This window comes from Clostridium sp. Marseille-P2415 (genome assembly GCF_900155545.1).
Taxonomy (GTDB): domain Bacteria; phylum Bacillota; class Clostridia; order Lachnospirales; family Lachnospiraceae; genus Lacrimispora.
On record NZ_LT732526.1, the window covers coordinates 1 to 12,612 of the forward strand.

Annotated in this window: 13 protein-coding genes; 7 read left to right on the top strand and 6 right to left on the bottom strand. The window is 36.4% G+C overall.

Annotated elements, in window-relative coordinates; all coding sequences use genetic code 11:
• Positions 1–216: 216 nt before the first annotated feature.
• Positions 217–297, top strand: coding sequence for a putative holin-like toxin (locus BQ9856_RS25115; protein ID WP_235839292.1), 81 nt, complete (start codon positions 217–219; stop codon positions 295–297).
• A 1,006-nt stretch (positions 298–1,303) separates the two neighbouring features.
• On the opposite strand, the gene BQ9856_RS25630 is transcribed toward BQ9856_RS25115, so the two are convergent.
• The 5 genes from BQ9856_RS25630 to BQ9856_RS04940 all read right to left on the bottom strand — a co-directional run bounded on the left by BQ9856_RS25630 (position 1,304) and on the right by BQ9856_RS04940 (position 4,537).
• Positions 1,304–1,402 (bottom strand): AgrD family cyclic lactone autoinducer peptide, encoded by a 99-nt coding sequence (locus BQ9856_RS25630; RefSeq protein WP_159441945.1) that lies wholly within the window; start codon positions 1,400–1,402, stop codon positions 1,304–1,306.
• A complete protein-coding gene (locus tag BQ9856_RS04925; RefSeq protein ID WP_077610048.1) occupies positions 1,371–2,018 on the bottom strand; it encodes an accessory gene regulator B family protein in 648 nt (215 codons plus the stop codon). The genes BQ9856_RS25630 and BQ9856_RS04925 overlap by 32 nt, the downstream gene beginning before the upstream one ends.
• Before the next feature lie 123 nt (positions 2,019–2,141).
• A complete protein-coding gene (locus BQ9856_RS04930) occupies positions 2,142–3,440 on the bottom strand; it encodes a sensor histidine kinase (protein ID WP_077610049.1) in 1,299 nt (432 codons plus the stop codon).
• Entirely contained in the window at positions 3,434–4,174 is a 741-nt protein-coding gene (locus BQ9856_RS04935) for a LytR/AlgR family response regulator transcription factor (protein WP_077610050.1), read from the bottom strand. The genes BQ9856_RS04930 and BQ9856_RS04935 overlap by 7 nt, the downstream gene beginning before the upstream one ends.
• A 33-nt stretch (positions 4,175–4,207) precedes the next feature.
• Positions 4,208–4,537, bottom strand: a complete 330-nt coding sequence (locus BQ9856_RS04940; protein ID WP_235839151.1) for a helix-turn-helix domain-containing protein — start codon at positions 4,535–4,537, stop codon at positions 4,208–4,210.
• A 402-nt stretch (positions 4,538–4,939) separates the two neighbouring features.
• Between BQ9856_RS04940 and BQ9856_RS04945 the strand changes: the two genes are divergently transcribed.
• The 6 genes from BQ9856_RS04945 to BQ9856_RS25120 all read left to right on the top strand — a co-directional run bounded on the left by BQ9856_RS04945 (position 4,940) and on the right by BQ9856_RS25120 (position 10,577).
• Positions 4,940–5,134: a helix-turn-helix domain-containing protein gene (locus tag BQ9856_RS04945; protein ID WP_077610052.1), complete on the top strand. Its 195-nt coding sequence runs from the start codon at positions 4,940–4,942 to the stop codon at positions 5,132–5,134.
• Positions 5,131–5,817 (top strand): response regulator transcription factor, encoded by a 687-nt coding sequence (locus BQ9856_RS04950; protein WP_077610053.1) that lies wholly within the window; start codon positions 5,131–5,133, stop codon positions 5,815–5,817. Before BQ9856_RS04945 ends, BQ9856_RS04950 begins: the two co-directional genes overlap by 4 nt.
• Entirely contained in the window at positions 5,804–6,793 is a 990-nt protein-coding gene (locus BQ9856_RS04955) for a sensor histidine kinase (protein ID WP_077610054.1), read from the top strand. Before BQ9856_RS04950 ends, BQ9856_RS04955 begins: the two co-directional genes overlap by 14 nt.
• 82 nt (positions 6,794–6,875) lie before the next feature.
• Positions 6,876–7,559 (top strand): ABC transporter ATP-binding protein, encoded by a 684-nt coding sequence (locus BQ9856_RS04960; RefSeq protein ID WP_077610055.1) that lies wholly within the window; start codon positions 6,876–6,878, stop codon positions 7,557–7,559.
• A complete protein-coding gene (locus BQ9856_RS04965; protein WP_077610056.1) occupies positions 7,556–10,096 on the top strand; it encodes an ABC transporter permease in 2,541 nt (846 codons plus the stop codon). The genes BQ9856_RS04960 and BQ9856_RS04965 overlap by 4 nt, the downstream gene beginning before the upstream one ends.
• 358 nt (positions 10,097–10,454) lie before the next feature.
• Entirely contained in the window at positions 10,455–10,577 is a 123-nt protein-coding gene (locus BQ9856_RS25120; protein WP_268875621.1) for a hypothetical protein, read from the top strand.
• Positions 10,578–10,723: 146 nt separating this feature from the next.
• On the opposite strand, the gene BQ9856_RS04970 is transcribed toward BQ9856_RS25120, so the two are convergent.
• Positions 10,724–12,388 (bottom strand): S8 family serine peptidase, encoded by a 1,665-nt coding sequence (locus BQ9856_RS04970; RefSeq protein ID WP_077610057.1) that lies wholly within the window; start codon positions 12,386–12,388, stop codon positions 10,724–10,726.
• Between the last annotated feature and the right edge of the window lie 224 nt (positions 12,389–12,612).

Here is a 12,612-nt window from a genome sequence, read left to right on the forward strand (position 1 = left end):
TTGGATAAAATTTATCTAAATTTAATGCTGTAGTATCGTTCATAAACAGTATCTCCTATAGCATTATAGTATATCATATAAACTTTATAAGCGAAAGATACAAAACGGATATTTGCGGAAGAACCCACCGCGCCGTAATATTCAGTATGGTAATATGCTTTCAGGAGTAACCTAATATAGGTTGAAACCTTCAAGTTATGAATGGAGGTGATGCGAATGACAACATATCAGACTTTAAGTTTATTGTTTTTAGGTGGTACGTTTTTAATCGCATTGCTGACTAATGTAAAGCAATAAAACAAAAAAGACCTATCCTATTGGCGTAGGATAGGCGTACTCATAATGAATGAGTATTCGGAATAAAATTATCTATTCTTATCTATTATGAAAAGTGATGTGAAGGCTTGAAAAGAAAAAATTTGAAGCTTCCACTTTTAGGCGGTTATTCCTTTTTGAATTTTAATATATCACATTGTGGTCATTATTTCAAGGTTAAAATGCGAAATAAGGTATTGACAGTTAGAGATAGTAAATATAATAGCGAATACATTTGGAAAAATAAATGGAGCCAGACATCGGTTGTAGAACTAAAACGGAACTACAAAATTATTCAGATGTTGCAAATAGGACAAATGTACGACAAAATACGGTACAAGTTACTATAAAAACTAAGCTTTCATGATACATCAAAGTATCAAGACGTGAGTTTGAATAGTTTAGCAAAGCCCACGAACGTAGTATTTATGAGGTTTGTGAGCTCTGGTTTTATCTTATGATAATCAAATAACAATATCTTTTGAAAAATAAATGAATAATTTCACTTTGGCTTAAGTGTATATGATATAGGTGTTGCTAGAAAAATAAATTGGTATTTCACTATTTCACATTACACTCATAATAATCCCATAAATTTCAGAGTTTTTTAGTAAATGGTAGATAGGTTCTTTCCAAAGTTAGTTGAAAGGTAAACGCCCCATAGCCAGGATGACTACCGGCTGCTGACGGTTGAAATATAATTTGCGAAAAAATCTTGATACTAGGGGGCGGACAATTTCTTGGACAGCTTAAGCAGTTAATCCAAGGCTTCGCCGGGACTCCAATCCTTTCGGAGTCCCACTAGAGTCCAACTTTATGTCCGCCCCCCTATTTCATTGGGGTCCTCCTGACTGGTATTAAAAGTTCAGGGCTCAACTTTCCATTATGATATAAAATACTTATGTTTTTATAATCCACCTAAACTGATCTTGGATGTTTAGTAGATGGTTATTTGTTTTACTTATACGATTAGAGCCTACAAATTTTGTCACTTTTTAAAGTTTTTTATTCCCTCTGGTGGTTTTGGCTCATAAGACCAATACCGTGAAGCTGAATTATTTGCCTGTCTGATTGCCGTCGCTGCCATAGCGGCTAAAATCTCTAAGCACTGTTTTTTCATTTGATATTTCCTCCTTTTTATTTAATATTATTGCAAGCAACATTAATAAAGATGTTGCAAATACTGACCATGCTAAAACAAAAACAATCTTATCAAATAAAGAAACAATAGATATAATAAAAAATACTGAAATAATAATTATTAGTATTCTACTGACTTTTTTATATTTTTCTTTTTCTCTTTCATTAAATGGATGATTATCATGTTTGATAGGAGAAAATATCCAAACTACCGGAACAGATAATATCATCATTATTACACCAGCATATAACCTAAATTCTTCTAAAACAGAATTAAATACTAAGAGTGATAGATAATTAACCATCGCAGTTACGCAACACCTAGCATAGGATTTACTATGATATCCACCTGTATATGTTCTTAATAAGCAAAAACTGAAAGTAAATAAAATACTAATCGCAATGGTGTTTGTAATCAGAGCTAAACTAATTACCATAATAAAAATCAATAAATCATTCAGAATTAATTCAATTCCATATGTATAATATTTTCTTTTTTCAATTGGGATAATTTTATTAACAACTAAACATAGACTTAATTCATCTGCTATATAATAAATCATTGAATTCTCCTAAAATGTGATATGATATAATAAAGTTAATAATAAAATAATGATTTATATAAAACAAGATAATTTAACCGAATGGTGTTAATATTAATCCAAATGGTAAAATTAAATTATATTTTAATTTAGGTCTTGGCTTAGAGGTAAAATTATCTTTGCTGCAAACACATCATTATCATGTGAATATTGAAAAGTGCCGCCATATTGATTAACGGATGATTTCACAATCTTAAGTCCATAACCATGATAAATGCTATCTTTTTTATTTGTTGTAAGTATACCATCAGATTCAAACAAAATATGCTTATAAGGATTTTTTACAATCATAGTCAAATAATTTTTGTAGCAAAATATCTTCAGACCAATATATCTCTCAGATTCTGTAAGTTTTGAATTTGCCTCAATGGCATTATTTAGTATATTAGAAATAATTGAAGATATGTCAGTAGGTTTAATATTTAAATCCGGAATATTATCTACTTCGAACTGGATATTTATTCTATTTCTCTTACATAACAATATTTCATAATTTATTATAGAATCAATATAATTGTTTCCACAATGAATTACTGATTTAGTTGCTTCTAAAGTCGATGTAATGGCATTAATATATTTAACTGATTCCTCAATATGATTTTCTTTTAATAAATATGAAATGTTAGCAAGATTATTTTTAATATCATGCCTAATTTTTCTCAAGTCAGATGCTGAAGATTCTTGGAACGCAAGTTGTTGTTCTAATTCTTTATTTCTTAATTTTAAAGCATATCGATGCTGTTCTTTTTGATAAAAGAAACAAATTTCACCAAAAAGATAAATTACTATTACAGACATTATAAGAAAAAGCAATGATATCCTTACAATCTGTACAGTATAATGGGAATTTTTCTTTTGTAACGTACTGCTTATAGTCATAAAAAAATTCATTAGAACAATGAATATTACCATAATAAAATTCATTGTTATCCAATAATTAATCGATATATTTAAGTTGATTTTTTTGAATATCCGAATAAGTGAAAGCACAAGTAAAAAAGCAATGATTTTAGATAATAAAAATAAAGATAATGATTTTGAAATCAAATAATCTACATTTATTTCATATATCCAAGATAAAAGATTTCCTGCTATCATATCACTTACAAGAAATATGTAATTATTCAAAAAAACAAAAAATATTTTTATCAAATAATTATTATTAAATAACACATGAATTAGAATAAATGAAAAAATTGTAAAAGTCAAAATTCGAAGTATAGTAAGTTCAATTGGACAAATATAAACGAACAAACTATCAATTAAAATTGCAGTACTTAAAAGCAATACTTTTTTTTTACCCGTAAATTTACATATAAGAACTTTGTTTATCATCCAATAAAGAAAAGAAGATTCTAATAGAGTAAAAATAAATTCTAACATATGTTAACCTCACAAATGTTTTCAATAAACTTATCAACAACATTTTGTCTTTTTCTTCGACTCAACGGCAAAATCGTACCATTGTCAAGTCGCACCTCAATACCTCCAATTGAAAATATGTATTTTATGTTTACTATACAGGTTCTATGAATATCAACAAAATTAAAATTGATATAATGAGCAACTAATTCTGTAAATTTATAACCATGTAAGAGGTAGGTTTCTCTTTTAGTATGTAAATAACTTTTCCTATTAACACTTTCAATATATATTATATCATTCAATGGAATCTTTATAGTAATAATATCATCATCTTGTATATTTACTTCAAAAATTTGATTCTGTGGATTTTCCTCATTTACAGCATTCACGACTCGCTGAATAACCGAAAACAGATGTTCTTCCAAAAGCAACTTGGGTAAAAAATCACTCACATTAAATTGAAAAGTGTTCAAAACTTCCTGATCAAAAGAGGTTATAAATACCAGTTTAAATTGATGATCAATAAGACGAAGTTTTCTTGCAACTTCCTTTCCATTGAATGGCATATCAATATCAAGAAAAATAATATGATAATATGGATTATATTGTTCAAATTTTTCAATCAATAAATTAGCGTCTGTAAATAAATCAATTGAACTTTTGACTTTTAATGTTTCAAATATCTTCTTTGCCTCTTTTTCAACATTGTGTAGAAAATTTCTATCATCATCACAAAATGCCACGTTAAGCATTTTTATTTCACCTCCTGGTCCTATAAAGCCCTCCTACTCATCATTTGATTTACATAAATTACTAGCATATTTAATAAGTTGCTCAAAATCGAACCTTTTCTCTTTTGGACATTCTAATATCAGTCGATTTAGATTAAGTAAAGGTGGTTTAACTCCCGTTAGAAGATAAGTTGGGTCTAAATCCATTTTTTCATAAGCAAGCAAAATTTTTTCCAAAGATATTCTTTTATTACCTCGTTCAATTTCCCCATAAAAATTCAGAGAAATATCTAATAAATCTGCTGCCTGCCGTTGAGTTATACCTAATTCCAATCTCCGCTCCTTTATTCTGTTGCCAATATCAAATAATAGCTTTGAACTCATATAAACTCCTAACATTGGTCTCTTATATTTTTTATAATATAAATATTTTACATATTTTAAAGAAGTATTTATACACCCTAAAAGTTTTCACTTGATTATAATATGACAACATATAGGGTGCATTATTAAATAAAGCATACAGTCTGATATTTAAACCCAACTCCCGCTTGAAGCCAGTGGGACATTGGTGTAAAATAGGCTGTATTTTAAGTTGTGATTATTTAGCAGACTGAATTCAGCTATTGATAGCCAAAGCAAGAGCAAATGGTTCCACCTAAACTATGATCTTTAGCCTGTGCGGGTGCACGAACTCTTTTCCACGCTCGTGTATTTTTTTGTTTTATATCTTAGCTTGTATATTTCCGTGAAAAGAAATATAATAAAATTATGGAGGTGTTATGCGTGGATTATATAACGACAAAAGAAGCAGCAAAAAATTGGGGAATCACAGATAGAATGGTAGTGTACCATTGCTCTGCCGGGCGGATTAATGGAGCTAAGAAAATGGGAAATACATGGCTTGTTCCTGCCGACGCCGAAAAACCGGCTGACGGACGATATAGGAGCAGTAAAGTAAGGGGTGATGAGAAAAAATGAGACGGATATTTTTGGTTGAGGACGATAAGGCAATCGCTAAAAACCTTATACTTTTGCTCCGCTCGGAGGGATTTACAGTCACCCACGCTCCTACGCGAGGTGAAGCTCTTGCCGAGCTTGCCGGGAATAAATTTGACTTAGCGTTGATTGATATCTCTTTGCCTGACGGAAATGGCTTTACGGTTTGTACGGAAATCAAGGAAACGCAAGATGTTCCCGTTATCTTTCTGACGGCTTTCGGCGATGAGGCGAGTGTTGTTACGGGGCTGAACATGGGCGCGGACGACTATATCACCAAGCCTTTTCGTCCGCGTGAATTGATTGCACGAATTGGAACCGCCCTGCGAAAAAGCGGACGTTCTCCATCGGCTCTTGATATCTGCGGGCTTCATGTCGATATGGCAAGCGGCGTCGTGAAAAAGGATGGCAGCGAGGTTTTTCTTTCAGCCTTAGAATATCGCTTGTTGTTGGTGTTTATTAATAACCCAAAAAGTATTATCACAAGGAGCAGGTTACTTGACGAATTGTGGGATGCTGCGGGCGAGTTTGTCAATGATAATACATTGACCGTGTACATTAAACGCCTGCGGGAGAAGATAGAGAACGACCCCGCAAGCCCGCAAATCATTCTGACCGTTCGCGGGACAGGATATAGATTGGGGGACGGGTATGCTTCGGAATAGAGAGTTTCGGCAGTTTGCCATTTTGTTCTTATTAATAGCTGTCGCCGCAGTGACGCTGGGATTTGCAATCAATACGGCAGGTGGAATCCTTACCATTACTTCTGCCGCTGCCTTTGGAACAGCGTTTTTTGCATTTACCAAAGCCCGATATAAAAGCATTGCGCAGATTTCAGATCAAATCGATCTTGTGCTCCATAACGCTGACCATCTGTATATTGGTAAATCGGATGAGGGCGAACTTTCCATTCTGCAAAGCGAGGTAATAAAAATGACGCTGCGTATTAGGGAGCAAAACGACGCACTGAAAAAAGAAAAAGAACATCTTGCTGATTCGTTGGCCGACATAGCTCACCAACTCCGCACCCCTCTCACATCCGTAAACCTTATTCTATCAATATTAGAGAATAACCCTGACGAAAATGAACGGAAAGCATTGATACGGGAAACAAAGGAATTGTTTGTACAGATGGATTGGTTGCTTACTTCCCTGTTGAAATTATCACGCTTGGACGCGGGTATTGTGGTTTTCCAAGGCGAGCAGATAGATGTGAACACTTTGATAAGCGCTGCGCTTCACCCGTTTTTGATTCCAATGGAACTGCACGATATTGGTGTGCAGATAGACGTGCCGAAAGGAATAATCATTAAGGGTGATTCCGGTTGGCTTTCGGAAGCAATTCAAAACATCCTCAAAAACTGCATGGAAAGCGCAGGCTATAACGGGAAGATTGAGATTGTTTGTGAGGACAATCCACTATTTACCGAGCTTGTCATCCACGACAGCGGCGTGGGCTTTGAAAAAGAAGATTTACCTTGCCTGTTTGACAGGTTCTATCGCGGAAAAAACGCAGGCGCGACAGGATACGGGATTGGATTGGCTCTTTGCAAGATGATTATAACACGACAGGGAGGGACGATTACCGCAAAAAATCACCCAAAGGGCGGCGCGATATTTGCCATTCGTTTCCCAAAGTGACGAATCTCTCACTTGAAAGTCACCGAGATGTAAGGTTAAAGTTCTATTATATGAGTAAAATATAAGAAAGGAGACTCACATAATGGAGTTTTTAAAAATTGAAAATTTATGCAAGGTCTACGGCAAGGGTGAAAATCAAGTTACCGCGCTTGACCATGTTTCACTTACTATCGAAAAGGGCGAGTTTACCGCAATCATCGGTTCCTCCGGCTCGGGTAAATCTACATTGCTTCACAGCATCGGCGGTGTGGATGTGCCGACAAGCGGAAAGGTGTATTTGGAAGGGCAGGATATATATGCGGGGAGCAATGAAAAACTCGCCATTTTCCGCAGGCGGCAGGTTGGACTGATTTATCAGTTTCACAATCTCATTCCGACCCTTAATGTGGTGGAAAACATCACCTTGCCTATTCTGATGGACAAACGCAAGGTCAACGAGGAGCGGCTGAATGACCTGCTCGAAATGATTGGATTAAAAGACCGCAAAACGCATTTACCCAATCAGCTTTCAGGTGGCCAGCAACAGCGTGTTTCTATAGGACGCGCTTTGATGAACGCACCGGCGGTCATGCTTGCCGACGAACCCACGGGCAGTTTGGACAGCCGAAATGGACATGAAATCATCAAGCTGCTGAAAGAAAGCAATAAAAAATATGGGCAGACATTGATCCTCGTTACCCATGACGAAAATATTGCCTTGCAAGCAGACCGAATTATCGTCATTTCAGACGGCAAAGTAGCGAGAGATGAGAGGGTGCGACCATGAATATTTTTAACAAAGTCACTCTGCAAAGCTTGAAAAAAAGCCGCACCCGAACGATTGTCACGATTATCGGAGTGGTTCTGTCCGCCGCCATGATTACGGCAGTTGCTACCTTTGCCGTGTCCCTGCAAAATTATATGATAAACGGTGCTGTTGCCAAATATGGTGATTGGCATATTGAAATTCCGGACACAAATTCCTCCTTTGTGCAGGAACAGGCAGAGAGCAGCCGAGTGGCAAATGTTGTGGCGCTACAGAACATCGGCTATGCCACACTGGAAGGCGGACAAAATCCCGCCAAGCCATATCTTTTTATTACCGGATGGAACGAGGAAGATTTGGATACTCTGCCCATCAAGCTACTTTCAGGCAGACTGCCGGAGAAAAGCAACGAGGTCGTGATACCAGCTCATATTGCGGCAAACAGCGGCGTGAAAATTTCGATGGGTGATACACTCACCCTCTTGGTCGGCAACCGCATGAGCGGCGATCATAAGCTCAGCCAGCACGATTCGTATTGTGCCGGGGAAGAAACGCTTGTACCCACGACAGAGAAAACATATACGGTTGTCGGCATCTGCCAACGACCGGCAATCGAGGAGTATGCTGCACCCGGATACACTTTAATCACAACAGAGGATACAGCCGCAGCGGACAGTCTTACCGTATTTATCACGCTGAAGAACCCATATCAGGTTCATTCTTATGCAGACAGTATATCATACAATAAAAGTTATGTTTTGAATGATGATGTACTGCGTTTTATGGGACTTTCAGGGGAAAAGATGCTTACAGTTCTTCTGTACTCGATTGGCGGCATTTTGATTGCCCTGGTTATGCTCGGCTCGGTGTTCCTGATTTATAATTCATTCAACATCTCATTGAATGAACGCACACACCAGTTTGGAATTCTCATGTCGATAGGTGCCACGGAAAAACAATTGCGCAATTCTGTGCTGTTTGAGGGGCTTTGCATCGGTACAATCGGCATTCCGATCGGCATTTTGGTCGGGATACCAAGCATCAAGCTTGTACTTTCCCTAGTGGCAAAGAATTTCGCAAATGTTATGTATGACAATGTACCGTTGACTTTGGTGGTGTCTGTTCCTGCTCTTGTTGCGGCGGCGGTTATCAGTATGATCACCATTCTGATTTCGGCCTATATTCCGGCTAAGAAGGCCACCAGTACGCCCGTGATGGAATGTATCCGCCAGACAAACGAGGTCAAGGTGGAAACCAAAGCCATAAGAACCTCAAAGCTTACAAAGTGCCTTTACGGTTTAGAAGAAATACTTGCGTTAAAAAACTTTAAGAGAAACAGGCGGCGTTACCGCAGTATTATCCTGTCGCTTACATTAAGCGTCGTATTGTTTGTGTCGGCAAGCTCTTTCGGAACCTATCTAAATCGTATTGCGGAGAATTCATCAGTGGTAAGTGAAGACTATGACATCTGTTTCGATACGCGAGAAATGAAGGAAAGCGAGTTGTTTCAGCTTTATGATGAGCTGAAAACCGCCGCAGGCGTTACCAAAAGCTCTTATCAGGCACTTTCGACCTATTCCTGTGTGCTCAATACAAGTGATTTGCCAAGTCATTTTTTGGATGAGTACGGCGAGCTCATCGGCTATGATGGGGTAAGTGAAACGGTGAAAGTGCAGTTGGATATACAGTTTGTTGAGAACAGCATCTATCAGAACCTCCTTGGAGGCCTCGGTCTGTCCGCAGAGGGATACACCGGACAGGACAAAAAAATGATTATGGCAGGAATACTGCCCGGGAGTTGGTATACGCAGGAACAGCCTATGGAATTTACGCTCCGCTCCAAGAACGGAGACCAGACGAAAACGATCCGTGCAACCTTTGTAAAAGACTACCCGGATCTGCTGCCTGCAGAGCCGGGTGAGTCGCACGGATACTCTCTTATGGTGATAGCCCCTTACGAGGTAAAGCCGCAATTTGATGCATTAGGTGCGACTATAAAGCCTACAAAGCTGGGCATGACCTTCAAATCAGAAAATCCCAGCCAGTCTACAACTGAGATGCAGACGATAATTGATGGAGCTAGCATTACCACCGACTATAATCTTTACAATGTCTATCAGATCCTGGAGCAAAACCGTAATATCACATTTATTGTTAATCTGTTCTCGGTTGTTTTTATCACAATGATTTCGCTGATCGCGGTTGCGAACGTCTTCAACACGATTTCCACCAATATCAAGCTGCGCAGACGGGAATTTGCCATGCTCCGTTCGGTAGGGATGTCCGACCGGGATTTCAATAAGATGATGTGCTTTGAATGCATTCTTTATGGAGCGCGGACGATGCTTTGGGGACTGCCCCTCTCAGGAATCCTTTCCTGTCTGATTTATAAGGGCATGATCATCGGTGGCGGAAATGTTGGTTTTGTGTTCCCATGGGGCAGTATGGCAATCAGTGTGTTTGGTGTACTCTTTATTGTATTTATTACAATGCTGTATGCTATTAGCAAGATAAAAAAAGAAAATATCGTTGACGCGCTTCGGGATGATATGACTTGATTGATTTTAGCCGGACCGCGAACGCCTATCACCGATTGCCGATGTAATGTTATTTCTAGGCGATCCATTTCCGGCCTTTATCCTATGTCTGCGTTTTGCCCATTACCATAAGCATTTGTAAATCTCATGGTTAATCCTGCTGAACATTTTTGGAAAACAAAATTGATTATTTACTCAACATGGATAGAGGGGGTGAGCCATTTAGGCTATTTGTCAATGGTTGGAGTGGGATTCGTTAGAATCCCGCTCCATAATTGCATTTAGAGCTGTTTTAATAGCCGATTCGATTGTATGCTGTAATGAATCGTAATAAGTGTGGATAGTATATAATTACAAGTTTATTTTACGGAGGTTACATGTGATAAGCGTAGGAATTGATGTATCAAAGGAGAAAAGCACAGTTTGCATCTTAAGACCATATTGTGAAATAATCAGCCTTCCATTTGAAATCAGCCATGTGGAAAAAGGCAGGTTTTATTAAAAAAAAAGAATGTTGGTGTATGCTTAAAAAGCATACACCAACACCGGCTCTTCTCAATGAATTCGCCGTCGCTTGTGGCAAAGAGACGTTTCCAAGGCTATGAAAATATACAGAAAGGTCAGCATGTTGATTCTGGCTGGATTCTTTTAGCTTAATGTTTCTATAACATTTTTATAAAGGTTGCCGTTTTGTACATCCTCCAAAGTAAATATTTTTTCTTCAAGATTTTTCTTTAAATACTCGAACGCATCAGCATATTTTGCATTGTCAACATAATAGGTTTGCAAACCATCTTTATAATCCATAGTTGAAGCATCAATATCATTATGTGATAAAATAATGAATATCTTTTCAATGCCATGCTTATATAAATGTGCTAACTGTAATTTTAAATTTTGAACATCTATAGAAGGATTTACACACATTATGGCTACATCTATATTCGCGGCAGAAAAGTAGGCATCAGCCAGTTTACCAAAGTTATATGTATTTAGGCAATTAACCTGACCTATTGCACCCCCAATATTTATAAGCCATGCATCCATGTCTTTATTAATTTCAGAAAGATACATATATTTATTAATAGAATAAACGATATTGGGAAATTTTAGTTCGTTAGGAAAATTAAAAACATTTGTACTGTAGAGTACCCCTATTGGATTGTTAGAAACTGATTCGATATTCAGTCCATCTTGTTTTAAACTATTTAACAACGATAACTGAATATCAGATTTATTTAATCCGCTGCACAAACTTGTAATAGCGATAACAGGTTTTTCTAGTACAGATAATTCAGAAGATTCATATTCACTATAGTCATACAGGTATTTATTATCGTCTATTTTCAAAAAATTACCTATACAGATTATCTGATAGCTTCTATACTTTTCTTTTATAGTTAGGGGGGCTTTTAAATCAAAATATGCAGAATTTAATATTATTATTACATTAAAATCTTTCGTTGGCTTATCATTTCTAAAACTATAAAAATCCTCTTTCTCATGATCATAATACGCTACGATATTTTCATGTATGAAATACTTATTCACGTTTTCGAGTGAATTTGATGGGAATAGAACAACGGCCACTCGGTTATTTGATAACATATCATGAATACCGCTCTCTTTTAAATTAATATTGCAACTAATATCATCCGAATTACAAAGGTTAATATTGTATTTGCGGGATAGTATTTTAAATTTATCACTTAACGGCATATTATTGAGATCGTCGCAAAGATAGCCGCATAGTCTAGCGCACGCTAAACTAGATGAACTGAAATCAAATTCAGTGTCTTTTTCTTTTATTATAAAATCTCTCATTGAAATAGAAACGGTGGTATAATTGATTGTTTTAATTTTTTCTGTTTGTTGCTGATCTACTTTTACGCATATAACGTTTTTGAAATCTGCAGGAAATGATATTGTATTCACGTGGGAGGCAGCTGATAATATCACAATATTATTTTGTGTGGCTTTTTCACATATATCATATAATTCTTGCGAATACGCAGTTAATCCTAAACTGATATTTATTATATCAACTTTTTCCTCTATTGATTTTTCTATCGCAGAAATAATATTAAATACCTGTAAATTTCCAGACTCATCCGATATATTTAAATCAAAAATTTGTATTTCATTATTTTTAGAATTTGATACTATTTCTTTGAAACAATCTGTACCGTGGTTATTTCCAGGTTCCTTATACTCTTCCATTAATGCCTCTTTAAATAAAGAAAAGTGCCTTACTTCACACCTGTTATTGATTTCATTTTTTGAAATTCCCGTATCAATCAATGCAACCTTCATTTTTATCCTCCTGTTACTACAAATAATCTCTCGGAATCTCTAAGCCTTGATTTATAAGACTTTCAGATTCCTTTTTTATTAAAATCCCCCACTTTTTTTATCAAAACACTTGACAAATCCATCGAAAAATGCGGCGCTTCGCGCCCTTGTTTATAAGATATTTTTCGATTGGAGGCGATTTTTATGTTACCTGTAAATCCCGGCGGGCATTCCGCCTATCAGAA